The organism is Pseudomonas sp. TAA207 (assembly GCF_001529285.1).
GTDB lineage: Bacteria > Pseudomonadota > Gammaproteobacteria > Pseudomonadales > Pseudomonadaceae > Aquipseudomonas > Aquipseudomonas weihenstephanensis.
Window position 1 is genome coordinate 168,810 of sequence record NZ_LLWJ01000070.1, and the last position, 25,871, is coordinate 194,680.

The 25,871-nt window shown below is 54.2% G+C and carries 18 protein-coding genes; 10 read left to right on the top strand and 8 right to left on the bottom strand.

Going from position 1 to position 25,871, the window contains the following annotated elements:
* Positions 1-400: 400 nt before the first annotated feature.
* The 3 genes from AP059_RS17605 to AP059_RS17615 form a co-directional block, all read right to left on the bottom strand.
* Complete coding sequence (locus AP059_RS17605; protein WP_131811531.1) at positions 401-1,171, bottom strand: hypothetical protein; 771 nt, start codon at positions 1,169-1,171, stop codon at positions 401-403.
* Between the two features lie 372 nt (positions 1,172-1,543).
* On the bottom strand, positions 1,544-2,572 hold the full coding sequence (locus AP059_RS17610; RefSeq protein WP_059764592.1) for a hypothetical protein: 1,029 nt from the start codon (positions 2,570-2,572) through the stop codon (positions 1,544-1,546).
* 168 nt (positions 2,573-2,740) lie between these two features.
* Positions 2,741-2,941 carry a hypothetical protein gene (locus AP059_RS17615; RefSeq protein ID WP_024678814.1) on the bottom strand — a complete coding sequence of 67 codons (201 nt, stop codon included), beginning with the start codon at positions 2,939-2,941 and terminating at the stop codon, positions 2,741-2,743.
* A gap of 3 nt (positions 2,942-2,944) precedes the next feature.
* Between AP059_RS17615 and AP059_RS23095 the strand changes: the two genes are divergently transcribed.
* Positions 2,945-3,070 (top strand): SEC-C metal-binding domain-containing protein, encoded by a 126-nt coding sequence (locus tag AP059_RS23095; protein ID WP_082706825.1) that lies wholly within the window; start codon positions 2,945-2,947, stop codon positions 3,068-3,070.
* A 118-nt stretch (positions 3,071-3,188) separates the two neighbouring features.
* Here AP059_RS23095 and AP059_RS17620 read toward each other — a convergent pair whose 3' ends face one another.
* Both AP059_RS17620 and AP059_RS17625 read right to left on the bottom strand, forming a co-directional pair.
* Positions 3,189-4,592: a hypothetical protein gene (locus AP059_RS17620; RefSeq protein WP_059764769.1), complete on the bottom strand. Its 1,404-nt coding sequence runs from the start codon at positions 4,590-4,592 to the stop codon at positions 3,189-3,191.
* 294 nt (positions 4,593-4,886) lie between these two features.
* Positions 4,887-8,852, bottom strand: a complete 3,966-nt coding sequence (locus tag AP059_RS17625) for a DUF4365 domain-containing protein (RefSeq protein ID WP_059764594.1) — start codon at positions 8,850-8,852, stop codon at positions 4,887-4,889.
* A gap of 277 nt (positions 8,853-9,129) precedes the next feature.
* Between AP059_RS17625 and AP059_RS17630 the strand changes: the two genes are divergently transcribed.
* The 5 genes from AP059_RS17630 to AP059_RS17650 all read left to right on the top strand — a co-directional run bounded on the left by AP059_RS17630 (position 9,130) and on the right by AP059_RS17650 (position 18,273).
* Positions 9,130-12,006 (top strand): AAA family ATPase, encoded by a 2,877-nt coding sequence (locus AP059_RS17630; protein WP_059764596.1) that lies wholly within the window; start codon positions 9,130-9,132, stop codon positions 12,004-12,006.
* Between the two features lie 1,056 nt (positions 12,007-13,062).
* Entirely contained in the window at positions 13,063-13,860 is a 798-nt protein-coding gene (locus AP059_RS17635; RefSeq protein ID WP_059764598.1) for a hypothetical protein, read from the top strand.
* A 1-nt stretch (position 13,861) separates the two neighbouring features.
* On the top strand, positions 13,862-16,324 hold the full coding sequence (locus AP059_RS17640; RefSeq protein ID WP_059764601.1) for a DEAD/DEAH box helicase: 2,463 nt from the start codon (positions 13,862-13,864) through the stop codon (positions 16,322-16,324).
* A gap of 243 nt (positions 16,325-16,567) precedes the next feature.
* Positions 16,568-16,945, top strand: coding sequence for a DUF4365 domain-containing protein (locus AP059_RS17645; RefSeq protein WP_059764603.1), 378 nt, complete (start codon positions 16,568-16,570; stop codon positions 16,943-16,945).
* A 635-nt stretch (positions 16,946-17,580) separates the two neighbouring features.
* A complete protein-coding gene (locus AP059_RS17650; protein ID WP_059764606.1) occupies positions 17,581-18,273 on the top strand; it encodes a hypothetical protein in 693 nt (230 codons plus the stop codon).
* 125 nt (positions 18,274-18,398) lie between these two features.
* On the opposite strand, the gene AP059_RS17655 is transcribed toward AP059_RS17650, so the two are convergent.
* Positions 18,399-18,872: a helix-turn-helix domain-containing protein gene (locus tag AP059_RS17655; RefSeq protein WP_059764771.1), complete on the bottom strand. Its 474-nt coding sequence runs from the start codon at positions 18,870-18,872 to the stop codon at positions 18,399-18,401.
* A gap of 208 nt (positions 18,873-19,080) precedes the next feature.
* Here AP059_RS17655 and AP059_RS17660 point away from each other — a divergent pair, with 208 nt between their 5' ends.
* The 4 genes from AP059_RS17660 to AP059_RS17675 all read left to right on the top strand — a co-directional run bounded on the left by AP059_RS17660 (position 19,081) and on the right by AP059_RS17675 (position 22,052).
* On the top strand, positions 19,081-19,818 hold the full coding sequence (locus AP059_RS17660; RefSeq protein WP_059764608.1) for a metallophosphoesterase: 738 nt from the start codon (positions 19,081-19,083) through the stop codon (positions 19,816-19,818).
* Between the two features lie 492 nt (positions 19,819-20,310).
* Positions 20,311-20,700, top strand: a complete 390-nt coding sequence (locus AP059_RS17670; protein WP_059764609.1) for a DUF6957 family protein — start codon at positions 20,311-20,313, stop codon at positions 20,698-20,700.
* Between the two features lie 23 nt (positions 20,701-20,723).
* Positions 20,724-20,990: an antitoxin Xre/MbcA/ParS toxin-binding domain-containing protein gene (locus AP059_RS22100; protein WP_082706826.1), complete on the top strand. Its 267-nt coding sequence runs from the start codon at positions 20,724-20,726 to the stop codon at positions 20,988-20,990.
* A 192-nt stretch (positions 20,991-21,182) separates the two neighbouring features.
* Positions 21,183-22,052, top strand: a complete 870-nt coding sequence (locus AP059_RS17675; protein WP_059764610.1) for a restriction endonuclease — start codon at positions 21,183-21,185, stop codon at positions 22,050-22,052.
* A 307-nt stretch (positions 22,053-22,359) separates the two neighbouring features.
* Here AP059_RS17675 and AP059_RS17680 read toward each other — a convergent pair whose 3' ends face one another.
* Both AP059_RS17680 and AP059_RS17685 read right to left on the bottom strand, forming a co-directional pair.
* Positions 22,360-23,778: a UvrD-helicase domain-containing protein gene (locus AP059_RS17680; RefSeq protein WP_059764611.1), complete on the bottom strand. Its 1,419-nt coding sequence runs from the start codon at positions 23,776-23,778 to the stop codon at positions 22,360-22,362.
* Complete coding sequence (locus AP059_RS17685) at positions 23,768-25,498, bottom strand: ATP-dependent nuclease (RefSeq protein WP_059764612.1); 1,731 nt, start codon at positions 25,496-25,498, stop codon at positions 23,768-23,770. Before AP059_RS17685 ends, AP059_RS17680 begins: the two co-directional genes overlap by 11 nt.
* Positions 25,499-25,871 lie beyond the last annotated feature (373 nt).

A 25,871-nucleotide genomic window follows, 5' to 3' on the forward strand; every position in this document is an offset into this window, starting at 1 on the left:
GAGGACGGTACCAATGTGTCGATCTCCCGCTTGCGCTGGTGATCGACCACATCAGTTCAACGGTGAGCTGGCCCCAGCTCAGTCCGAGAAAAAACTTAACGTCTTGTCCGGGATCAGTTGATCACTACACAACCCCGACGCCGGGTTAAGGGATACGTTTCTCGGGGGCAAGGTCAGCCAAGAGGCTTCATGTGGAAATGGGTCTTATAGACTTCTTCGCTTTGTTCAAGCGCTTCAATGTGACGCTTACTTCGCTTGAAGGGATGCAGGGGCGAGACTACCGCTACACTTGATTGAACGGAGCCGGTCGCTGCTCCCCTGTTTGAGATAGTTAGTTAATCAGTTTAAGGGCATCAGGAGGCTCCTGATGCCAACTATTTATCAGTAACCAATATCTAGCTCAGTCGTCGTAGTCGTCGTAGTCATCCTCTTCGTTCTCTGGGTAAAAGATACTTTCTCCGGTTCTGTTGGTTATAAAGCATACAAAATTGTATGCCGCTAGTGTGTAGTCAAATGTTCGTAGTGGTATTGTATTGATTCTTTTGTTTTCATGATTCTTGAAGTGTTCGAATTTTATTAGATCTTTGTCGACTATGTAAGAGTGTTTGATTTTGTTGTTCAGTATCCTTAGTTCGTTGATGGTGGAGTATGAGCTGGCTTTATTTAGGTTTGCGTTGTGATTCGTGTAGTGTTTTTCAATAATATCCCATCTGTGTGGGGCGCGGTTCCCAGGAGTGGGGTTTTCAATAATTTCTAGGCAGCGAGTCAAAATCTGCTCTATTGTTGCCCATAGATTAATAACTAAGCTTTCATTGGCGATACACTGTATTTGTTCAAGCTGTGCCACTTCGTTGAAGTTTCGGAATGCCAATCGGGTGGAAGAGATTTTTTCTTGATCATCTCCCATATTGTCGAACATGCGGCCGTAGTGTTCGTTGAAGGCCTCAAAGACTGGGGCGATGAGTTCATTGCTTTGCATGTGAGTGAACATTGCAAACTGATGGAACATTACGATGTCGTCAATTCGTTGAATAGCTTGCAGTCTTAGATTTCCGCGTGCGCGCGATAGAGCACCGTCAGGAAATCTATAGGTTTCTCGCAAAAGCGGCTTCAAAGTTGTATCGTTTTGGCTAAGTGCCTGGGTTGCAGCTAGCGTTAGTGGTGATTTCACAAATTTACCTTAGCGTTTTTTAGTGGGCTGGGTTTCAGTGTTTGTTAATCGGGTGTGGAGCTAATTTTCTTGAATTAGTACGGTATGAACCTAAAGCCCGTTATGGGTCGCTGGAGGCGATCTACCTTGAGCCTCACATAGACGAGAAAATGGAGCGATTTCTGTCCGCCTGCACCACTTGCATGGCTAAGCCGCTGGTCTAACTGTCAATGGGCAAGTGGCTTTTGAGTTCACCTGCCTCCATCGATAGGGCGGTCAATAAGGGCGATATGTGGGCCCAGGGCATGGTTCGTCATCAGCGCAGGTCAAATGAGGAGAGCGTCGTCTAGCCGGAAGCCGAGCTCCCCTGGGCTTCCCTGAACCTTGAGATGATCAGTCCGAGAACTCTACGGTTGCATGCACGAACTGCTGATCATCCTCATCTTGCCAGAAGGTGTGGGTGCATTGCTTGCAGCGAAACTGAGTCATCGGCGGATCATCTCTTTGCTGCTGGGTTTCGAGGTCATGACCGTGGCATACGTGGCAAAACAGATCCCAATCGGATTTCGCGGCTGCCCACTGCGACAGATTGATTTTGACCAGAGGTAGTGAAGCTTCGATGAGTGAGGCGCAGACATTCGCCCATGCTTGGAAGCGCACTGGCTGGAAAACATGGCCTTCCCACTCGCCTCGATCAAGGCCGGTGTTATTCAGTTTCTCTTCGTTACCGTGGATATAACCGTTGAGCAGGTCGTAAGCCTCAGAAATAGTGTTTTCCATTTCCACCGAAATGATCCCTGCCTTACGCAAGCGAGGGAGCACCCCTTTGTCTCCACGTAGCGTCGGCGATCGGTAGTCGTTGGATTTCCATTCCTTGTACTCATCGGGCTGTTTGCAAAAATAGATGGGCGAAATGACGCTTTCGATGAATCCTCGCAGCACTTGCATAGCTTGACGGTAGTACAGCCCACTCGCCAGCTGGACGGAGCACATCAGATCCGACCGAGTCTCAAGCATGTGTGAAAGAGAAAAGTATCCCGCTTCAGACAAGACGTTTCCGATAGTCTCTTGCCAGGCTATCAATGCCTTGGCCAACCGCCCAAACACCGGATCATGTTTAAAATCAACCAGGGAGACCGACTGTGTTCTTGCTCCAAGTGCCGGCTCCGATTGAGTTGCAATCTCGGTGAACTGGTCTGCTAACTCCAATGCTACTTGGATCGAGCCTTCCAGCCTGATGTCCGCCTGATCCTCATAGCCTGTGCCTGCGAGGAGTTTGTTGATGTAGGTATGCAAATCGTTTTGCGTGGCCCAGGCAGTTATGGCCTCGGGCGCGAATGGCAGGATCGAGAGCGCATCTTGCGGAAGAATTTCTTCTGGGCCCGCGCTGGTGGGAAAGGTTCCTTCAAAAACACTGTCCATAGATTCCGATGTCCTTCACAGGATTGGCAGATTGTCAGATTGCAAGGTAACTGCAGCGGCTAAGTGACGATGCCGTGTTTCAGTCGTACGATCAATTCGAGCGCGTCCACGATGAGCATGTTCATTGGTCGTGAGAGGCTGCTGACACCCTTTGCTGAAACTGCATCGTTATGCAGCTTCGTCGACCTTCGCTAACCTCTTGAACATTTCGATCTTCTCAAATTCGAGTTCCTTGAGGATCGTCTGCTTCGCTTCATTCTTGTCCAGCCCACGACGGGCCTCATCGAACTCGATCTTCTTTATGCGCAGCTCAATCTCACTCTCCCGATTGTGACCATTGTTGAAGTCGGTAAACGCCAGGGATATCACGCAATGGCCATCCATGGCGGAACGACTGAACCGAAACTTCGTAGTGGTCAACTGATCCCAAGGAAATGCGGGCGCAACGAACTCTGTCCCTGCGGAAGCGGTGTTAAGTACAAAAACTGCTGTCTCTAAACTGCGCGTAGCGTCGTCATGCTGAGGCCTGAATGCAGATCAACGTGGGCAGCCTCCCATCATCAGAACGGCCCGCCCTGTGTACAGCAATGCCCTGGGGCGGGCTCCGGAGCGGCATTTACATTGGTTTTTGCCACTCAGAGGTCGCGTGACGGTACCGGGGGTTTTGAACCTTCGGACTGCCGAATTTTTCTTTGTCGATAACGAAAGATTTGGCCATGAGGTCTCGAACACCACCGAGGCGCTCCATAGACGTCAGCTCTGCCGTGATGTCCTTTACGACGGTCGTGAACGCCTTGGTCGACTGCGACTTCATGAACTCAGGGGTGGACAGGGCAAACTCGCGATCCGGTAAGCCCGGAATGCCGGCCCATCCAGTCATGGTGTTAACCGCTTTGATCAGGAAGCTTCCTTGGATGCCTTGGGCGGAGGGCACGCCGTATTTGCGTTTCAGGTCGCCGCAAATCTTGTCAACATCGCCTACCAATTTGGTGACCAACCTGTTGCCGTCACCGATGCCCTTTTCATCGAACGCGACCCGTATTTCCTTCAGAGTCTGTCGGATGGTGACGAAATGGTCTTCGTTGCGAATCTGCTTGGCAGCCATGATCGCGTTCGGCACGCTGCCGGAGACCTGGGTCATCCAGGCTGAGAAAAGCGGCAGGTCAAGAGCTACAGTCTGCGCACCCCCGTGAGATTTGATTTCAGCGATGCTCGTCTGTGTTTTGCTGGAGAGGTTGGCCAGGAGGCGAGCCGTGAAGTCGTGACCGAAGAAGCCGCTTTTTTTCAGCCAGTGCAACTGATAGGCATGGCGTATCGGATGAATAAATGAGTCGGCCTTAAGGTGCTTAGCTGCCATGGAATAGTAGATGGACTTGTAGGCCAGCCAGTTCAGGGAAGCGATGAACATCTCCAGCTGCTTTGTGGCGCCGCCGAAATCTTCGGGCTTCTTCCTGGCAAAGTCTTGCTCGGTGAAGACGTGGCCATCGGAGCCTACGAGTTTCACTTCTTGCGACCAGCGTCCACGTGTGTCGCCCACGTCTGCCAATTCGGCAAAGATTGCAGCGCTCAAGGCGCTGTACTTGCCATAGGCATCAGTGGCTTGGTGCCCGAGCATTCTCATGGTCAGGTAGTACACGCTGGAAGATTTATCCCAGGTGCAGACCATGTTCATTTTCAGCTGCTCCAGGAGACCTGCGAAGTCCTCATCGACGAACTCACCTCCGCGAATCTCGGGGCGGATCAGCGCGGCTTCCCGTTGTGCAACCTCGTCGACCGTCTGCAGTTCGAACTGGGTTGGGTCAACGAAGCGCAGGTACGGGAACTGCTTTTTCCGCGCTTCCCGGTGCTGAGGCTTGTAGTTGTCGATGCACAACAGGTCATCGTAGAAAAGAATGCCCTGGAGGAAATTCTCCACAGCGCACAGGTCTCCATTGATCGTGTCGGTGTTTTGTACCGTGACAGCTCCAGTGGCACGCTGGACAGCTGTGAGGGTGGCATTGTCTATAAGTGCGTAGGTCATGAGCTCGTTGCCCTGTCGTGTTGTGGGTACGATGATAACCACTCCTGGCCAGAAACTGAGCAGGCCGAAAAGCATCGGTGGCCGTTTCTATCACAAGGTTGATTCGCGCCAACTAGCGGATGTTGAGCGGGGGGGGGGGCTCGTCGGCCCGTCATGCGGATGATTTCGCTCCGGCGGTCAAGAGAGCGTTTCGAGAAGCGCGTGAGGGTATCTGCTCCAACCCTAACTGCGACGCGTCCAGCGTCGACCATACTTAGGCCACATAGCGCTGCGTCCAGCGCCTGCGGCCCGCACTCATCGCCCGAATTTGGGGCTTTGCGCCGCTATTCGTGCTGTGGTGTAAGCGTTGGCGAACTCTGACTGGTCAATCGTGCCCTCCGTTAGGCTCTCATTGAGCTCGGTGAAGATTCGCAACCCTTCGCCAGCCGCTACAGATTCCAACTGAGCACATTTCGAACCTAGCAACCGGATGGAAACCTTCTCAAGACGCTCGTCCATTTGGTCTCCATGGTGAGACTCGACCAACAGCCTGTAAACCGCCCAGAGTCGTTTGGCACAAGCCTTCGGCAAATGACCCATGAGTGCGGCGGTGATGATCAAAAGGACTATGGTCTCAAGGGCCTGATCAGGGGCATCATTTTTCATAGCTGCTTTGACATGCCAGTGTCGCATCAGCGCAGCTAGTCCAGTCTCAGGAAGCTGAGCCTGCTCCACTAGTGCATGCAACGCCGATGCTGCATGCCCCAGCGATTTTTCAAAGGGCACTCGATAATCCCAGAGCGCCGAGATCACTGAAATGAGCCTAGGTTCAGCGTCGAGGATTTCTACGGCTTGACGTACGGTTCGTGCAGTATAGGCAGCCGGGGGGAGCAGCCGGACAATTTCGGATAGCTGTACGATTACCCCGACCCGCCATTCGCACAGCTGCGCAATTTTGCCGGCTTTTTCAATAGGGGAGAGCTGCCCAACCTCTGTCATTGCGGTCAGGACATCAAGCGTGCAGAAACCGTCGACCTCGGAACCTGCAGCACAAAATATCCGCAGCGATTCGTCATCAGAATAGAGCCGGTACCGTTCCGGCTCTTTGCCAAGTATCTCCACGATTTCACTGTTGCTGCGCCCAATGACTCTGGCGGGCGATGCCTCGCTTGCCACCTCTGGAGGGGAGGGCTGAAGGATCGAGGCGAGATGGGGTTTCAAAGCGTTCTGTAGCTCCAAGCATTTGCTTCGCTTTGGGCTTCCAAACACGGGGTTCGTGAACTCGGCAAGCTCCTCCATCGTGGCCTTGGCCACCGCAATTTGACCGAAGAAAGTAATGACGGCGTCGATCAGCCCCAAGTCGTTAAGGACTAACAGTGCTGTCCAATCCAGCAAAGGCACTCGCTTGCGCAGGTCATCGGCACCGGTCGGCTGCCAACCTGTATCGTTGACCATTGCCAAGTGATACTGGCGATCATCCCGGCTGGACACCTTGGCAATTTCCCACAGGTGCACGATATCGCAAACGTAAGACAGCACCAGTCGTGGGCGCCACGAGAAAGGAACGGTATTCAATCCCTGCTGTAGGGAGCGCTCTAGCCGCTTCTGGAAGGCCTCTCTGTCGGGCGTCATTCCAGTCAGTGCTTTCAGGCTTTCCACCAACTCCGTGCCAGAGGCGCCCTCTCGGATTTCGCCTCTCCAGAGCATCCGGGAATTCGGGAAATTCCTGAAGAATGCATCAGCGCGTGTGCGGAACTGCTCTCTATCCCTGGCAAGGTCGATGTCACTGCGTCCACCCAGAGTGCCGCTCAGGTGCATCATCAAGTAGGTGCCTTCCTGGCTCTCTACACTCTGATCCACCAGCTCGCCCGCTCGCAGGGCCAGCTCCAGTAGCCGTTCGCTCGTTGGGTCGGAAAACTGAATGAGAAAGAACAGTAACTTAACGAACTCCAATTGTTCCCCTTTGGATCTCGCAGTTTCGAGCGCTCTTTCCGCTGCCTCCACGGCGTCATCGACGTAGCCGCAACGCGTGGCAATCGTCGCATAGGTGTTCAGTGCCAGTGGATCGTCAGATCCTGTGGCTACAATTTTCAACAACCGATCGCGGGCCTTTTCCGTTTCGCCCAGGTGATCAAGTGCCAATGCCTCGAAGGCTCCCATTCGATCGCCAGGCTCAACGCGAACTCGATTGCTTTGACACAGCTCTACGATGCCTTGCCAATCTCTCAAGGTCACCAAGGCCAGCCCAAGCCGCGCAGCCACCGCAGGCGAGAGGACATAGTGCTCAGTGATCCTTTCGGAGAGTCGAACACACGCCTGCGCGCTCTGCGGGTCGGTAGGGTCAAGCTCGTGGATGAGGGTGAGTGCAATACTGACGGGCCGATCCAGTTCTTCATACCTGGCCTGCAGCGTCCTCAACGCCTCATCCTTGGCCAACCTGCTCATCTCCAACTGGAGATAAAATTGTGCGAGGGCGGCTTCGGGGGCCAGAGCAGGATCTGCTTCGAGCAGCCCCATCCACTGGTTCACGAGGCCGGTCTGAACTGATTTGTGCGCCGAAATAGACGCTGCGGTGACAGCCGCCCCAAACAGGGGGTGGCTGCGATCCACGTCACCGACGTATGCGCCAAAGCCTTGATAGCACGCCCGAAATTTACGGGTTTCATAGAGCAGAAGCGTGCCCCAGAACTGCTTGTCAGGTGAGTCGGGCAACTGATCATTTGCCGACAATGCGAGGGTGAAGTCCGCCAATTGACCCGCAATGCCCCGCAAGACCTCATGGATATGGGGCAAGTCAGGGCGCTTCTGCGCTGCATCCTTCAGGTCTGCAAGTATCGACTCTGCCTTGCCAAGGGCCGACGCTGTGGCCCCCCAGATGTCGACGAGCTGCTCTATGTTGGAGCCCCAGCCAGATGCCTTTATGGACAGGACAGCATCGTTAATCGCAACCCAAGCTTCCTCAAGCTTTTGAAGGTCTACACCCGGAAGACCTGCGGGTGGGATAGATTCACGTCGCGGCGTAGTGGCGGTGGCCACTGCGAGGGAAAATTTGGCTCGGGCCCTAAGCAACAGCAACAGTTCACGAATGTCATCGGACGCGTCACAGGCTTCAAGGCCCGCCTCGCAGTCCGTCAGGGCATTTGCCGGTTCTTCAGACAGCCAATGTGCAAACGCTCTGGCGAAAGACCGTTGAGGTTCCGCAAGCAAATTCGCCTGCTCAACGGCCAACTCGTAATGCCCTTGCACGGCATGCAGCCGGGAGCGAATGGCAATGATGGCTGGATCTGCACCCTCCAGTAAATCATGTAGCTCTGCAAGTGAGTCGCTATCGTTCTCGAATCGGATGCGGATCTCCGCTTCCACCTGGGCTGCTCGGAACTTGGGGAGCGGCGTTACCTCATACGCGTTCTGGTAGGAAGAGACTGCCGCTCTGTTATCTCCCGTTTGAACCTGCCAGTTGCCACGTAGGCGCCAATATTCTGCGCGCTCAAGGGTGGCCGACCCTTCGAGTTTTGGCTCTGCCTCATCTAGCTGGATCTTCGCTCGATCCAGCGCGGTGACCTGTAGATCTGCCTTGGCCTGAGTCAAGTTCCAGGCAAGCGTGCCGCGAGCTGGGTTGACCCAGTAGTCTTCCGTTGGGCCTGCCAAGGCGTTCATCAGTGCGGAGCCTCGTGCAGCCACGCCTTTTACCACGCCCTGAACCAGGGTTAAGCGGTCATCTGCTTGCATCCCTGGGTGTGTTTGCTCTGCGCGCTCACTCAGGATATGCCCCATGCGAGACAGTTCGTTCTGGTGGCGAATGTCCTCCGAGAGATCCGTAGCTATTTTTAGTACGTTCTTTGTGGGCGCACGAAGGGTGACGGATTTGCGTTCAGCGGACAGATCGTCGACCGAGATGCGATTCAGCTCATCCCTGAGCCAAACATAGTAAAGGGGGCAGTCGACAGGATCTTCGTTCACCGATAGGTCGCAGATCACCAGAAGTACCGGTTCTACGGCTCGGGCGTAATAGCGGACAGTGGTGGCTTTCAGAGACACCGAAATGTATTCGCCATCCGCCGTCAGGTTCGGAGAGCGGGTGCCCTTAAGCTGGATACGGAAAATATCCGTCGCTTGTTGATTCGGCGTGGTCTGCACTTGGAAGTCATAGCCATAGTCGTCAGTCCCTTCCAGGCTTTGCACTCGCCAATTCTTGGGATGTCGAGCCATCAGGCAACGTGTTGCATCGGCATTGATGTCGTGCTGATCACCCGTCCCAGGTAGAGGCCCGTCAACTGGCATGGTGCTTCCTCGGTATTATCAAAAATGGGTGCTGGAGGCTTGAACGGCGTTTTGATGCAGCACTATTTGTCCTGAGTATACCGGGCGTCAAACCGGGTTTGGGATCAGACTATGGGATCAATATCTCTGTAACTGGGGCTGCGAGTCAGGTTGGGTGCATCCCCCATGTTGTATGAAACCGCCCAAGTTTTTCCGGACAGCGGCCCATCCACAACGCTCGGTAATGGCTTCCTGATGCCAGTCCGGTTACGCTGATGCGTACCAGGGAGGAGGCGCAATGAGTCAGTACCTTTTAAGTTTTGCCAGGCAGAACCTTGAGGGGCGTACTGATGCGTACCTGGTGCTTCTCTGGTGTATGTACCAGGCCAACCAAAGCAAGGGCCGCTACTCCGACCACATCAAGTCACACATCACCACTGCGTCGGATCAGTTGCTGGGTCGTAACTACCAGCGCGTCGCTGCTCGCTTCAAGAAAGTGCTCGATAAAAGGCCTGAACTGGATCGGATACCACCCTCGGGCTTGGGGGCGTTAGATCACCTGCGCGTCAGGAATTTCCGGGGCTTTGGCGAGTTTGGTGCCGACGACAAAGGCACGTTCATTCGATTCAGTAAGCTGAAAAACATTTTCTACGCGCCCAATGGCGGCGGCAAATCATCGCTCTGTGAAGCCATCGAAATTTGCACCACTGGGGACATCAAGGAAGCCGCCAGGCGCAAGACCAAGGTCAAGCAGTACATTGCACGAGGAGAAACCAAGCCCCAGCTCGCTCTCCTGGGAACGAATAAGCTCAAAATTGCGCCCAGTATCAGTTGGTCGAGTTGCTTCATTGATCGCAATCGCCTTCAGGAGTTTTCGCTGCTGGGCTCGAAGGACACTGGTAGTGGCGAAAGTGATGTCTTGGCGACCTTGTTCGGCCTGGAAGAGCTTCAGGAAGTCATTTCCCGATTCGTGCGCCCTGACAGCTTTACGCTCAAGGCATTCATGCGTGCCGACCAGGCCGAGGCCCTGGCGAACCTTGAACGCGCACGAACAGAGCTTGGCCAAGTGCGGAGCAAGCACAGGGCAGACCTCTACGCTGCGATTTCGCAAACCTGTCAGCTCTTGGGGCTGCGGGCCGATCAGGATTTCGAAATTCGTCCAAAGGTACAGCGGCTGCGCAAGACGATAGACATGCACATCCGTGGGGCCGAGCGACTGCGAGCGGCCAAAGCACCGGTGGTCATTCCCATCAAGCATGTTGCGCGTACGTCTGCCATCGCCAAGCGGTTGCTCAGCCGCAAAACGCAGATCGAGACACTGTTTCTGCAAAGGGCCAGTGACGTTAACTATCGCGCTGTTTTTGAAGCCTTGGAAGCTTTGGAAGCCACCGAACAGCCGTCTGAGCAGACCTGTCCCGCCTGTTTGACGCCCCTTGACCAAGTCACGGTGAACCCGTTTGAAAGGGCGCGTGATCAGATCAAGGCGCTCGGGGCTCTGGAGGCCCTGAAGCAATCCAAACAGAAAAATGATACTCAAGTTGTCCTCTGGGCTTCAAGGATCGCGACCGGGGTCAGTTCCGTGAAGGCCAATGCCTATGCCGATGTACCCTGCCCAGTGGCGATGGACGTATTGGAAGCGGTGCTCACAGAGTTCCATACGGCCACTGACCGCTCGACAGTGGCGGCGTCTGTCCTCAATGCTTTCATCGCGCTCTGTGCTGACAGTACAGCCCAGATCGAGGCCTATCTGCGTGCCTGCGAGCGCAGGCAACGGGAGGTTGATCAGGCGGAGGTTCAAGCGGCTCGTCTGGATGCGCTCATCGAACACCTCAAGCAGGTCGATGAGTCGCTGAAACGACAGTTTGACCTCAAAACCCAGGCGCTAACCGGGTTCACAGACGCCAATGACAGGATGTTTGCGCTGATAGGGCAGAGAACGGCTTTGCTCAACGACTCGGTGGATAACAGCCACTTCAACCAGTTGCTCAAGGATCTTGAGGCTGAATACCGAACGCTTTACGGCGACCTGTTGGACTACAAGCTGGAGCTTGAAAAAGCGCGCATTACAGGGATCGAAGCCAAGGCTGCCGAGTACTACCGAGCGATCAATAACCACGACGATGACCATGAGCAGATTGAGACGCTGGCCTTTGAAAAGCTTACGGAGAGCTACCGGATCAAGATCACCAACGTTGACGGCTCCCTGTTGGATGCGTTTGCTGTGCTCAGCGAAGGGCATCTGAGGGCACTGGGCTTGTCGATTCTCTTGGCGATGGCTGAGAAAAACAATTTTCCGCTCATCGTTTTTGATGACGTCGTCAACGCGATCGATACGGATCACCGATCCAACATCATCGACTTGTTTTTCAATGATGACTACCTGCGCCGGATCCAGATGGTGGTGACGACCCACGATCGCCTCTTCTGGGAGCGCTTCTGCATCATCGCTGATCGCCATCCTCAATCCGACCAGCACGCAAACCATGTGCTCAGCTATACGAACAAAGGCATCGTGGTCATTGATCACGCGGGTGGTTTTCAGAAAAAGGTGCACGTGGCGCTGTCGGTTTTCGACGTTCGACAGGCGTTGCTGTATTGCCGGATCTGGTTCGAGTCCATGGTGCTGGAGTTCTGCATTGAGAACGGCGTGCAGGTCACTGCGAACTTCAACAAGTCGCAGCTCAAGAAGAGCATGTACCTGCAGGTTAGCCTGGAGCACACCTTCAAGCTGGTGGAGCCGTTCATTGACTACGACTTGTCGCACTTCAATTTCATCAAGAACGATCTGGTCAACTGGGGCGGCCAAAACCAGGAGCACCACGCCTTTGATGAAGGCAGCCTGAACTTCGTGCACTCCAAGACCAGTGGGGAGGTCTTGAAAATCTACGATGCCATCCGCTTCTTGGAATGCCAGCTTTTCACGGACAAAAAGAAGGAGTCCGGTGAGAGATACCTTGCTGAGGTCAATGAAAAGATCGAGAAGGCCCGCAGGAAGCTAGCAGGCCTCGCCAGAGCTCCTGAAGAGGTGCAAAAGGAACACCGGGCCGGGTTGAATGCGCTGGAAAAACGCGCCACTGAACTCACCCAAGAGCTTGAGTTTATTGAGCGCTGTATAGTGAGCGTGGCGGATCGTGAGCAAGCAGGGGAATTGTCAGCTCAGTTGCCGGCAACTTAGCGCCACATGTGGCAAGCCTCCGCTTGGATGAGCCCACCTAATCGACCTCAAGCCGATGTACCAGGGTAGGTGGATCACTATTCAGGGGTACTGCCTAGCTAATCGAAACAACAGCAGTGACCATCATCTATCCATAGAAGGTGCATCCGGGGCTCGGAACTGGGTTTGCAACTCAACTGAGTGCTATCGCCAGGGGGGGAACGGGTGGGGAGCGGTAACCTGATCGAATATCGCCTTGGCGACGTCGTACTTGATGAGGTGCTTGCCGTGTGGCGTTGAGCGGACAAACGCCCGAATCTCCGCAGGCCCAAAAGTAAAATGCCTAGGGAGTTTCAGGTGCCTTTTAGCTGAACCGTCAGCACTGTTGCACTGTTCACAAATTGTTATCGGTGCAAAGCTGCTGATTCGGCAGACCTCACCCGGCTGAGGCTTGATCCCGTATGGATCAGCGCCATGATCATGATGGGTATGAACCCCAACGGCCCAACCTTCCCGCTTGTCTGGTCTACTGGGAAAAAGCATTGTCCAGCGGAGTAACTCAAATTTCGTCCGGTCGCAGCACGGGCACTTCCATTGGTCACTCAAATTTGCGTACAAGTGTCTGCAGTGCGCCCCCTCAAAGGCGAGGTAGTCATTCCATCCAGGAATTCGCCTAGCATGGTTGCTCCTCAGCGTCTTTTCTCGGTTGAGGTTTCTGACCCGGGTATCGTCGCACGACAAGCATTGGCCATCGGCCAAGAACTCGGGTTTGCAGGCGCAAGTTCCAAGTGTCAAGGATAAGCCCTCGTAGTACCACATATGATCCAGATGGGACGGCGGGTGATAGCCGCCAAGCGATCATCGCTTGGCGCGGGTGCATCGGCAAGCCATGCATTGGAATAGTACGATCGTCTTGTCGCTCCCAAGCTCCTACGTAACGATATCTGGCAAATTTCACAGGGACGCAATTACCTGTTTACCTCTGCCTTAAAATCAGGATAGTTTGCATCGATGGGTGGCGTTTTGCCGCTATCGTCATGCAAAGGAATTACCAGAGATGACCCTCATGGATAGGTTATGGATGGTGTAAGTTTCAAGCAGGTTGATCAGTATGCGTTGTGCTGTGTCGAGCGTTTATCTGATGAGCTCAAGGATGCCCTTCGGGAAAATCTGACGCGGATATGCCATGGCGTTGACCAGGCGAGCCGTGACAGAGCTTTGTACAAGTACCCGGCAACCTTGCGTGCGTTTTGGGATCGATACTCCGGTAAAACACGCAAGACTCAGGTAGGGATGCTTGGAGAGCTCCTGTCCCACGTTGTGATCCTGAAGCTTTTCCCTGGCTTTGACGTTGTCTCTCCATTTTTCAACATGGAAGAGAAAAGCATACGCAAGGGCTTCGATCTGCTGCTCTATGAATCGTCAAGCAATGAGGTCTGGATCACTGAGGTGAAATCCGGTGGGATTAGGGTGGGCAAGACCCCATGTACTGCCACTCGTGATCTGCTCGCTAAGGCCCGCGATGATCTAAAGGGACGACTCGCGGAGCAGGAGATGAATCATTGGCAGAACGCGATCAACGCGGCCCGCAACTCCATCCACGCCAAGGCTGACTTCAGGGACTCCGTGCTGGAGATTCTAGAGCTTGAGGCTGACATGGCCGTGGGTCAATCGGCGACTGCAGCTGACAATAACGTCTTTCTGATATCGGCCCTGTTCAGTGACGTCTCCCAGCGCGTTGCAGAAAAAACCATCTCCAAGTTCACAACTGACCTAGCAAGCGAGTCTGTCTTCAAAACGCTGGTGGTGCTGTCGCTGCACAAGGGCACGCTGACGCGGTTGGAAGAATTTTTGAAAGCGGAATCGGGACACTGACATGAAAGAGCTGACAATCAGGAAGTTAGCCAACACGAAATTCAAAGACCTGTACTTCCGCCTCCTCAGCAAGGATGAGATGGAAGACTCGGAGGTCGTTAAGCTGCTGGCTATCGCAGTGCTGTTGCTTAACCATCAGACGCCGGAGATCAAGCGTCTGGGCTATCGGATCATCCTGTTTTACGGAAACCTCACTGGCCGATACGAAGCCCTCTACGATGTCGCGCTCCACCACGGCTTGCATCCTGTATCTGCCGTGATCGGTAACGACTTTCCAGAGGACGACCACCGCAGCGACTCTTTCATCCGACAGATTGTAGGAAGCTACGTTGACACATTCCGCGATCAGGGCATTGTACTGACCGAGCAGCAGGAGGCACTGCGCACGTTCGTCCAGTCCGAATACGAGCACTCTTCCGTGGTAGTGGCCCCGACGTCGTATGGAAAGTCCGAGCTGATCATCAAGTCAGTGAACGATAACCCTCACAGTAAGATCCTGATCCTGGTGCCTTCCAAAGCGCTCCTAGCACAGACCAAGAAGCGCCTCATTTATGCCGATATTGAAGGTTTGGGGAAGGTGATCTCTCATCCTGAGATGTATGTTGAAGGCCGAAACGATCGAGCATTTGTGCTGACCCAGGAGCGCTTGAGCCGGCTGCTGAACGATCACCCCTTGCTAAGTTTCGACATGGTGTTTGTCGATGAGGCGCACAACCTTCTTCAGAATGACCGACGAAGCGAACTGCTGGCTACCATGCTGTGCATTCTGGGAGCGCGCAACCAAAAGACCTCGTTCAAGTTCCTCACTCCCTTTCTCTGTGACGAGCTCAACGTCAGGGTATGCTTTCTGGACATGATCCCTACGGGATTCAGGATTGATGAGTACATCAAGTCAGAGCGCTTTTACCTTCGAGATTTCAGGCCAAACAAGGGGGATGGAAAACTCAAACTGTACGACCATTTCCTCAATGTCTGGCTTGATATTGACGGCAAATACCAGAATTGCTTCGAGCTGATCCGACGCGAGTCGCTCAACAAGAACATCATCTATGGAAACAAGAAGAAGAGTATTGAGGCATTCGCTGTGGGGTTGGCTGCGACACTGAAGCCTGTTGATTGTCCCTTCATCGCGCGTGCATGCGACGAGCTGGAGGATGCTTTTGATAAGCGCTATCGCTTGATCTCGTGTCTCAGGAAAGGCGTCATGTATCACCATGGCTCTATCCCGGACACCATCCGCCTGTATCTTGAAAGTCTCTTCAGCGCTTCAAAGAAAATGAAATACCTGGTGTGTAATTCAACGTTACTGGAGGGCGTGAATCTACCCATCGAGCGGTTGTTTATCTTTGATTACACAAAAGGGCAAAGCAATCTCACGTCGTCCCAGTTCAAAAACCTGATTGGGCGGGTCAATCGTTTTAGCGAAGTATTTGCGCCTGAGGCGCAGGCTTCACTGAAGAAGCTGGAGTCCAGTATTTATCTGCTCGGAGTCGAGGGGTTCACCAGCAAGCGGGCAAATCTCCAAAGCTTTTACCAAAAGGCGGTGAACGTCTCGCAGGTTGACCAGGATAGCGTCGGTAATGTCATGCTTGAGGCCACGACCATCGTGGATGGCAAGATTTCGAAACTGTACAACGATGCGGTTGAACGCCTGGCAAATTTGCATCCGGGCTTGCTGGGGGATCGTCCTTGCCAATACGTGACGACCGAGCTTGGAAAGCTGATGATCGCCAATAGCATCAGTGAACTCGATGTTTTCAAGCATGAGGAACGTATTGATCGGCGGATCAAGAATTCGGTCAAGACGCTTGGGCAAATCAGCGACGTTGCACGACTGATGCGGGCTGTCCAGAAGCTCTTCATCGCAAACTTTGAAGATAGCCGAGAGCACCGTGATTTGCTACGTCTCAACGAGCTCCCTGCGCTTAAGTTCTACACCATGCTTCTGGATTGGAGGTTGAAGCGATACAGCCTCAAGAGAATGATCCGGCTCACCCTTCGGTACTGGAACAAGCTTGCCGAAGAAGGAGTCACCGACCACGTTTTTGTGGGCAAATGGGGCGACTCGACCTTCGGTGAGAGCGTGTACGAGAACTGGGTCAGGATCTCTCAGAAAGATGATGCCGAGCGCATCAACCTGGCTATCGTGCATTTGAAGGACGAAGAGGATTTCTTCGACAACCGGATCTTAAAGTTCGTGGAAGTGCTCAACGGTGTCGGTGCTTTGGAGGCTGGGTTCTACAAGCGGATCAAATATGGTACCGACGATGATCTCAGGATCAAGCTGATTCGGGACGGCTTCAGCCGTGGCCTGGCCGACCTCATGCTCGCAGATTATGCAGAAATGGTCAGGGTGGGATCGGATGGCGAAGTCCAAGTGGACTCGCGCATCGTCAGAAAAATGATGAGAGACGAGGTCAGCGATCTGATGATTTTTGAGGCGAAAATGAGCATTCGGGTTTGATCGTGACCGCTGGAATTAACAACGTGGCTTTGGCGGTGGCGAGCTCTCTAGGCTTTGCTCCAGCAGGCAATCGACCGCTTGGCCTGACTGTGGGTGAGTGACCCAGTACTCCCTACATGGTCAGACCATGAGCATAAGACCGGTGCCGGTTGCGCGAAGCCCCGTTGACCAACTCACGCCCTGGATCTGATGGCAGTGGTAGCCTACGACTTCAATTGAATTGGCGGTGGGTAGGGCAGGTCGGTGAAAGCAGGGATTAAGAATAAGCTCGCTATCGGCAAGCGGAACGAATTTGCCATCTGGGGATACTTGATCGGTGAAGGATTTGACGTGTTCCCCTCTCTGGTCGACGACAAAGGGATCGACGGGATCGTGGGTCATGAAGGTCGCTATTTCGAAGTCCAGATTAAGAGCGGCGAAAGCTGGAACAGTCAGCGAGGCCTTAGTCGAGCTGCTGTAAGCGTAAACCTTGACCGAATCTTTTTAATCTACAACACCGTAGAGGATGAGCTTCGATATTTCACAGGCCGGCAGATTCTAGCTGAGGCTGAATGGCGAAAGTCCATCGACTACACGATCTCCCAAATCGGGCTCCCCAAGCGAATGCTGGAGAAGTATTAGGCCCATGACTGGGCCGGATTCGTTGCGTACTTGAGGTCTTCGCAGCCGGGATGATCTGCTCTCAGGTAGCTACATCTTTAAAAGCTGGTTCATGTCCACGTAGGCCTTTGCTGCCGTACTATCCTTGGTCAAAAGCTGTCCGAAGAATGACGCCACGATGACGTAATCCTCGTCATTGCAGTGCCATTGATTAATGCCGGCGCAGGGCGTCCTAGGGAAGCCTGGCAGCATACAAGGGATAGGATGATGATGCCTGGCTTCATGCTCCCTTCAGAAACTGGTCACCCCCTGCCTGGCCTCCATCAACCCCTGAGCGCAGGCAAATGGATTGGTCAGGAACTCAGAGCTCGGATTCAATTTCAGGGCTAGCTAGCTGGCCGTTGGTGATGTTGTTCCAAGACCGGTTGGCTCGCATAAAAAGCCACCACCCGCGTGGAGGTGATGGCAAAGGAAACTCAAAACCAGCTCCCCATACTGTCGCCAGAGACTTATCCTCAGGAGCAACGGTCTAGAAAAAAGGCGTTTTCACCAGACACCCTAATGCCTGGGCGAAGCGAGCGTCATCATCTTGGTTGGTAGCCTAGTATGGGGATGGTAGATCAGCATCTCTTACCCTAATCAGGAGCACTTTCAAGATGGATATCCTCGGCGACACATCGGAAAAAGCGATGGCATTGCTACACCGACTGGGTGTCTATGAAGTGTCTGCGGGGATCTGGGCGTTCACGGACGTCGAGGTCGCGAGCCACGGCCATGTGCATCACTCTCAGCAGCCGGTTGCTCTTGCTGCCTACGCCGCCATCAATCCGACTTTTGCAGCCGGTCGCTTTCCCGGATACATGCTGATCGAGCTGGTTGAAAAAGTGCGCTGCATGGACAGCACTGAGGACGCTGCCATGGCAATGGTCTGCCAGATACCTCCGCCGATAGACGGGCCATCCGAAGAGCGAGGGAGAAAGTTCGGAGATTTCGCTTGGCATATCGTTAAGAAATACGAGCTGGATGCCTGCTTCACTGAAAGTAGGCCGTGGGGGATTCAAGAAGGTAGCCACTACACCATGCGTCCCTGTGGCTTTGATCATGATCGGTCAGAGCCTGACCCCGAAGGTTTAAAGGCGATGCGCCGTGCATACAGAAAAATGACTGATTTACAGCGTGTGATGGTACTTACGCTGCTTCACCTCTACTCCCCTGGAAAGGACGACTTCTACTTGATAGGTGGCTGTCCTACCAAGATTTCTGCAGCTGAAGCGCTCGCAGTGTTGCGAGCAAATGGAACAGCGCTACGGGAGTGGGGACTGCTTGTAACTCATTACGCGGGCTGGTGATGCTGCCCACGTACCTGATTGGCGGCTTCTGGCATTCTCAGCAGGAGGCTCTGCTATGCATGGGTGGAGTTAGATTGTGTCAAAGCCGCCCGCAAGACCACCTCAACTTTCCTTGAAGCCTCAGCTCACGACTCTGAGTGCCAGTACTGACTCACCGTCGATTTTGAAAGTCCAAGCAGCTGCCGGATTTCGGCTTGGGTCTTCCCCTCAGCCTTCAGCCGCCGCACCGCATTTTTGTTTTCGGAATTCGCCGGCTTGCCCTTGGATCGAGAAACAAGCTCCCCGTCTACGATCTGCTCTTGCAGCAGCGCCAGGCCACCAGCGGCCTTGAAACGATCCAATTCACTCTGGGCTGCGGCGATGGCGTCATCAGGTGTCTGACCGCGCTCAAGCGCTATGCACATCGCCATGAACGCAAGGAGGTCAAAATCCAAGGCCTTGGCCAAGGAGGAAAGCTTTTCGATGGTGAGCTTGGATTTGCCACGCTCGATTAGGCTTAGCGAGGTTCGGAAGGTCGACTCATTGAGCTCTTCGTAGCTCAAGCCGCGCTGCTGCCGTATGGCCCTAAGCGCTGCACCTATCTCGTTTTTCAGCGTCATGATCATCCGAAAAGTCAGGATAGAGCCATATCCTGATGGTTCTGATAAATAGCGCAGGTTGTGCTTATAAGAACCTCTCGGCTATCATGGGCTCTTTTGCAGCATGTTCCGGCGATGATCTTTGGTCGCACGTGATCCATCCCTGCGTCTGAGTTCGAGCAGAGTAGGGCTGTCAATTTACGATTAAATCGAATTAAGAGGCGGCGATATGCGGGTGTACATCCTCTCCGATTTGCACTTGGAATTCTCAGCGCTCCAGCTTCCACCATTTGCCCCAGGAAGCCTCGATCTTGTAGTGCTAGCTGGAGACATTCACAAATTGGATAAAGGTGTGCGGTGGGCTAATGAGACCTTCAGCTGCGACGTCCTCTATGTGATGGGCAATCACGAGTTTTACGCCGGCCATTTTGATAGGACGCTTCAGAAAGCCCGCGCCGCTGCGCAGAGTCATGTCCATGTGCTCGAAAACGAGTGCTACATAGCAGGCAGGATTCGGTTCTTGGGAACAAGCGGCTGGACAGATTTCAGCTCGACCGGCGATGTGATCGCTGCAACGAATATGGCGCGGTCGATGATGACTGACTACCGGGCGATACGCGCCGATCAAAACTATCGACGGCTGCGCCCGGACGACGTCGCCAGCAGGAATCACCAAGCGAAGCAATGGCTAACTGAAGAGCTGGAAAAGCCGTTCGCCGGCAAAACTGTCGTAATCACACATCATGCGCCCATTATCGAAGTCTGTGGTGGCGAGCACGAGGGCCACCTGAACGCTGCTTACTGCAATACATGGCACGCTCTAGTCCACCGAGCCGATGCATGGATTTTTGGCCATACCCACCATTCGACTGATGTTGAGCTATCAGGCTGCAGGCTGATCAGCAATCAACGAGGTTATCCGGAAGAAGAGTGTGGTTTCGATCTCGGGAAGATCGTGGAATTTTGAAGATACGGAGTGCGCTGTGTCGTACAGCTCGATAAATACAACACTGATATCTCATGTTCCCCCGGAAGTTGAGGCTGCAAAGGCCATCGCCTGGGGTGTGCTGATCGACGCGTTTCTGATGCACGCTGCTCAGGTGGGCTCTCGGTTCACAGGCTCTGTTTACTGCGATCGCTCAGGGGCAGCGCTGGACGGAATGACAGTGATAACACCACACGTAGTTCGGCTATCGCAGAAGCATGGCATGACGCTTCTTCGTAGCATTTCGGGTGCCGACCATTACGTGATTGTCACTCCATTCTCGATTACATCAACGGAAGCCCTGGACGCCTGAGGGAGAGGTATCAGCTAGATCCAATTCGACGAATATGGTGTCTATTTGATATCAATATCTCTTTGGGCGATTTGCCTGTTCGGGGTAAGGAACCCAGATCAGGACGAGCCTAGGCTGAAAGAGCCCAAGCTCCTAAAATCACGTCAAATCGGAGCTCCAGGATGAATGAAATAAAAGCGAGGTTGGCTGGGCCAGCGTTGCATATGCCAGGTGTTAAGCTGGACGTTGAGGATGCGATTGAGCAGGTGAAGGAGCGTTATCCAGGCCGTAGTCACTGTGTTGTCAGTGATTGGGTTTGGCTCGATCTTGCTGCACCTGAGGAGGTGCTGCAGGGGATTCGGGCGCAAGGACAGCAGCCGGTGATGATCCTGGCATTCAACGCGCTCTACGACAGCCTCGACTCAGATATCAGCGAGAGCTGGGTGCGCACCCAGCCCATGGTTGAATTCAGTGACTCGAAGTTTTTTGTGACGGCGCACACCGTCTACGTCCTCGTCGGGGACGGACAGCGTCGGCGGATGCAGCTGTCCACAGTGCTAAAGGTGTTTTGATACAGGCTCCATGAGGCTGAACCATGAGTGATTCGAGAACTATTGCGCCATGCACGTGCTCGCCAGTCGCGTGCTGGAGCGCTGAGCATCGTTGCTTCGTGGGCCGATACGAGCAAATTCTTTCGGTCGCGGAAGGAGTGTTCGGAGATCGTGACAAAGCTCAACGCTGGATTGGAAGGTCGGTGGTTGGACTGGGCCACCGGACACCTTGCACACTGCTATATACCCCCACGGGATACTCAGATGCTGCTGATATGCTCATGCGAATTGATCACGGCATCTGCTTTTAACTCCTGCAGGCTTCTCGGTCGCCCAGTACGAACCCATTTACACCCATTTTTTGCGTCCTTCGGTTGCCACGGCACCTAGAATTTTTGGATGAATTCTCCAGCCGCTTACCTAAGTCCTGAAGGCTTGCCCGTTGGGTCTTTCACTGCGATGTCGTATGCTCGGTTTGCTGTGCTTGATCAAGGACGGGTGGCATGCCGAAGATAAAACCGTTGGACATGAAGCTCTTGGATCTTCTCTTCGAAATGGAGGGGGGATACGTTTTGGACTTCTCAAATCCTACATTCAGCCGATTCTTCTTCGAGGAGCTGGAGATCGATATAGATGATCCTCTCTTCACTGCCGATGGTACGTCCAAGGCCCGACGTCTTCGTAGTTTCCTCAGGCTCGCAGATACTCAGACGAGTGTCCGAGCTCTGAAAGCGCTGTGGGCACATCGGCAGAGCCTTCTCATCCACCAGGCAAAGGATGAGCCAGTTGCGAATGCCGAAGGGCGTTTTTTAACGCTGATTCAGAATCTGGAATCTGGCACCGCAGGTAGTGTTGCTGGCGACCCATTTGCTGCAGTTCGCAAGGTCAGCATTGATCAAGCAGCTGCGCTCAAGCAGAAACTTCTGGCTATCCATAAGCTGCAGCCCCAAGCGCGCGGATATGCGTTCGAGACGTTCCTGCAGGAACTGTTTGAGATTTCGAACCTTCAGCCTCGGGCCCCGTTTCGGAACACTGGTGAGCAAATCGACGGCAGCTTTCTCTGTCGAGGTGAAATCTACCTAGTCGAAGCAAAATGGGTGAGTGCGCCTGTGGGTGTCGGTGAGCTCCATATCCTGCAAGGTAAGGTCGTTGATAAGGCTGCCTGGACACGCGGCGTGTTCATAAGCTATTACGGATTTTCCGATGTTGGGCTAAAGGCCTTCGGTCGAGGAAAAAGCCTGGTGTGTATTTCCGGCAAAGATATTCATGATGCTCTAGAAAAGCAGATACCTTTCACAGACGTCATCGACCGTAAGGTAAGAGCTGCTGCCGAGACGGGATCAGTCTTCGTCGAAGTGAAGAACCTGTTCTAGACCTTGGGGCATGTAGGCTTAGGGATAGTAGGTGGCGCGGACAAAAGCCCTCACGACAGTGAATTCGCGCGAGCTCTGAGTGATGATGAGTTCGCGGCGATGCTGAAAGAGTTCGATTCTGTCGGCGAGTGGATGAGTGAACAGGTGGCGTTGAATCGTGCAGCTTCGACCCCTGACGTATTGAACCAGTCGAGGGTGGATGCGGCAGTCGGCGGCACAGAGTCGTGATGCCATCAATGACTATGACGGTCATGTCGAAGGTGATGGCATGAAGCATTTCTGACTCTCAGCCGGCGTCCACTTTGACCTATCTCCGGTGACCGATGAATTGGTTTTGACTGCAGATGACGAGCCGTCTAGCGCCTCTGGTCATTGCAACGTAAAGATTCCTGGCATTCATTTCCTCTGGCTCCAAAATCACCGCAACATCTGCTTCCAGGCCCTTCAGCAGCAGAGTGCTGCCGACTGCCCTACGAGATAGAGGTCGGCCTTGGAGTCGATTGCGCTCTCGGATCTGGATGGCGGCTTCATGGAGTGTGTGAGTTCTGGACGCTGCGATCCGGAGCGCGGCGATACAGCAGCGAAGAATTTCAGGTCGATAGACGCGGCAATCCTGCTGCTCGGAAAGTATCTGCAAGAGGTCTATCACCCTTGGATAGGTTGGCTCTGCCAGGAAGCTTACGGCCACGGACTCTGCGACTGTTGGCGGGGTGCGGTTGCGAGCATTGCGAATCGTCTCGACTCGTGTGAGGAAGGGAGTAACGCCGACACCGGTCATCAAGCTCCCGGCGAAGTTTGCTATGTGAGTCAGTGCCATTGGCCCCGCCAGTTGGAAATTCTGGGCAAAGGTAATGAGGTCGGGGAGATCCACAGCCTCAACTGTGGTCGCACCGGGTGTTTGGCTGGTCAGACGCTGTCGGCCAGTGACGTTTCTCGAATCGCCGATAATGAGCGCGGACTCTCCTTGGCCCAGGGGCGTCATGGCAGCGGCTCGCCGCTGCGCGTCGGCGGTTGCTGCCTGAATCTGCACGCATTGAACTTCAGGAGGCACTGCGGCGAGGTCAATGGGCTGGCCAGCTTCCAGTAGCCGTCTCGCGTGTAGCAACCACTGTCCCAGGTTTTCTGCGCCTGCCAGTCGCCATCGCCAAGGCGTACCCAGGGCTCCAATAGCGGGAAATTCCGGAAGAACCTCCGCGTTCCAGTCGACCAACCTGTTTTGGGCGATGTCGAAGATCGACTGCATTGGGTCGCCCATGACATACGTGGGCAACGTGGCGGCCAGGCAGGTGACGATGGCGTGCTGCACTCGATTGCAATCTTGATACTCGTCGACAAGGACGCGCGAATAGGTCGATTGCAGTACTTGATCAAGATGCCTGGCCCTCAACAGCGCGAGGGCAGCTGCACGGATGGCGGGGTAGTCATTGGCGCGGTTCGTCAGCAGCATGATTGCCGGGTCGTGGCCACTCCTGCCTGGGAACATGCTGATCAGCTTCATGGTGAACCCATCAAGCGTGGCAATTCGGAATGAGGTCGGTGCCACCCTGGCCCGAGCCATCCGGGCGCGAAGGGCTGTGACCCCGGCGTTGGTATGGGTGAGGATCAGAATGGGCCTGGGGCCGTTGTGCTGAGCCAACGTGTCGGCGATCAGCTGGGTCTTACCGCAGCCTGCAGGCGCAGTGATGGATCCCCTAGGAAAGTCGAACAGAGCGATCTCAGGCGGCATGTATCCAGCCCTCGATCCAGTTGATGGTCGCTTGGAGGCTTTGGTGAGAAGCGCTCAGTTCAGGGCCGATGATGGTCTTGGCAATGAACTCGTACGTTGTCACCGATTTGAACCAGCCATTGTTGCGGATGCGGGACGCCAGGCCCAATGCTGCTCGCGTAGGTGGGGCATAGGGGATACCTTGTTCCCGAAATCCTTGTATTGCGTCAAGATTCAAAGTGTTCTGAGATCGATCTCGTATGTGGCTAGCCACTAGGTCTCGTTCCCGGACTTCGATAGCTAGTGCAATCAGCCTGTCGACCGCCGCATCCGGCAGGCTTGCGAACAGCTCATCTTCCAGGGCTCTACCCTGACCCCAGGTAGCGGACTGCCCACCTGCCGCAAGGAACGCGTTTTGGATTTCTGCGTTGACGGGCTTGTCCGCATCGATAATGACGAGTACTTGGTAGCCAAGGCTGAGCAGTGCGGAGCCACGTTGGTAGGCCCTGTCGGGGCTGCCTCCGTTGACGTTGACATATGCTCCACCAAGGGCCAGGAAAGAGGGATGACCCAAGGTGCCCCAGTGCTGATCCAGGCCACGCATAAGTCCCACTTCGCTGGCTCCCTCGCATACCACCACGCGCTTGGCCAAAAAAGCCTCAGGGTCTGCTCGAAGTGTGCTTTGAACGTCATCGGTGATACCGGCCTGGCGTACCTCATGGCGATCAGCAAGTGAACGAACCACGAAGAGTTGATGACCTGAAAGTTCTCGCAGCGCTACTGGGGAATGGGTGGTCAAAAACACCTGAAGTGGCTCTGGAACGTTCTTGGCGCCAAGAGAATCCATGAATCTGATCAACCGGTGCGGCTCCAGGCCGAACTCCACCTCGTCCACCAAAGCGATTGAAGCTGCCTGGGCTGCTTGGCGCTGCAACCCAGCGATGAGTAAGCGGGATGAACCTGTGCCCAAGGATCGCAAAGGAATGCCCTGCTCGTTGTGCAAGGCGATAGCGCCATCACCAATCGAAACAGCATGTGCGTCGAGTAGAGCCTGCGCGAATGCGCCCACAGGAACTCCGAGATTCGTGGCAGTCTGAGTCACGATTTGAAGTGGTTCTCGGAGCTGTGCGCCGGCTTGAGCGCCGAAGCTCAGGCGGGCGTCTCGCGCTGCTGCCGCCAACGCTCCGCCCAGGTCGGGCCGGTCTTCAGTAAGTCGGTTGAGGATGGAGTTGCGACTCCACGACAAATTGATGTTGGCATAGCTGCCGATGCGAGCAGGAGAGATGCGAGCACGGTCTTTCCAGGCAAGGTTACGTTCAATCCCCTGCTGCTGCGCCCGCTCGGAGTAGAGCTGCCAGAGGGGTTCAAGGTCGCTCTCTACCCTCAGCGTTAAGGTCAGGACTGTCTCAATGCCAAAGCGCGGTTCGTCTTCCAGTGTTTGATTGGCGAGGTCGAAGCCTCGAAGGAAATCCCCGTAGCTGTCCAGGTTGATCAAGTCGTCGGGCAGATCGCCTAGGGTCGCCATGATCTGGATCGGGCGTGTGACATCCAGTCGATAGAAATCAGTGTCACCAAACGATGCGTTGCGCCGGGCACCCAGACAGAGGTCGATAGCATCGAGAATGCTGGACTTCCCGCTGTCGCCAGGGCCAACCAGGCAATTGAATCCTGGAGCAGGACTCCAGTCCAGGCTTTGAATTGAACGGAAATTTTCGATCTGAATCCGACGAATCCTTGCCATACACTGCTTTCCTGGATGCTGAGCAGCCCGATGCCGCTCCGCTCTGAATAATAGCCAGATTTTGAGTGGCTGCAGTGCGACAGCATGGCTCGCAGCATGCCGGTGAAGGTTAAGCCTGGGGATTAACATTTGGCTGTAAACCATTTTTTTGTACTGTTAACTACTAAGGTTTACAGTGCAAAAAAATGGTTTACAGTCGATGTTTGCTGGTGTTCATGATCCTAATCGTGCCCGTTATCTTCGGTCGCTGAAAGGCATGCAAAATGAGCTCTATGTCTGAAGATCACAGCGGCGCTCAGATCCTTGTTGAGTCATAATGCAGGGGCAATTCTCGATGCTGGCATTTCAAGATTATGCCGCCGCATGCCTCTAG

Bases quoted from the DNA above. Each gene is read 5' to 3' on its own strand.
- AP059_RS17620 (WP_059764769.1), bottom strand. From the start codon at position 4,592: ATGACCTACGCACTTATAGACAATGCCACCCTCACAGCTGTCCAGCGT.
- AP059_RS17680 (WP_059764611.1), bottom strand. From the start codon at position 23,778: ATGCCGCCTGAGATCGCTCTGTTCGACTTTCCTAGGGGATCCATCACT.
- AP059_RS22100 (WP_082706826.1), top strand. From the start codon at position 20,724: ATGAGTGATTCGAGAACTATTGCGCCATGCACGTGCTCGCCAGTCGCG.
- AP059_RS17685 (WP_059764612.1), bottom strand. From the start codon at position 25,498: ATGGCAAGGATTCGTCGGATTCAGATCGAAAATTTCCGTTCAATTCAA.
- AP059_RS17640 (WP_059764601.1), top strand. From the start codon at position 13,862: ATGAAAGAGCTGACAATCAGGAAGTTAGCCAACACGAAATTCAAAGAC.
- AP059_RS17625 (WP_059764594.1), bottom strand. From the start codon at position 8,852: ATGCCAGTTGACGGGCCTCTACCTGGGACGGGTGATCAGCACGACATC.
- AP059_RS17650 (WP_059764606.1), top strand. From the start codon at position 17,581: ATGGATATCCTCGGCGACACATCGGAAAAAGCGATGGCATTGCTACAC.
- AP059_RS17630 (WP_059764596.1), top strand. From the start codon at position 9,130: ATGAGTCAGTACCTTTTAAGTTTTGCCAGGCAGAACCTTGAGGGGCGT.
- AP059_RS17660 (WP_059764608.1), top strand. From the start codon at position 19,081: ATGCGGGTGTACATCCTCTCCGATTTGCACTTGGAATTCTCAGCGCTC.
- AP059_RS17670 (WP_059764609.1), top strand. From the start codon at position 20,311: ATGAATGAAATAAAAGCGAGGTTGGCTGGGCCAGCGTTGCATATGCCA.
- AP059_RS17610 (WP_059764592.1), bottom strand. From the start codon at position 2,572: ATGGACAGTGTTTTTGAAGGAACCTTTCCCACCAGCGCGGGCCCAGAA.
- AP059_RS17635 (WP_059764598.1), top strand. From the start codon at position 13,063: ATGGATGGTGTAAGTTTCAAGCAGGTTGATCAGTATGCGTTGTGCTGT.
- AP059_RS17655 (WP_059764771.1), bottom strand. From the start codon at position 18,872: ATGACGCTGAAAAACGAGATAGGTGCAGCGCTTAGGGCCATACGGCAG.
- AP059_RS23095 (WP_082706825.1), top strand. From the start codon at position 2,945: ATGGCCATCCATGGCGGAACGACTGAACCGAAACTTCGTAGTGGTCAA.
- AP059_RS17675 (WP_059764610.1), top strand. From the start codon at position 21,183: ATGCCGAAGATAAAACCGTTGGACATGAAGCTCTTGGATCTTCTCTTC.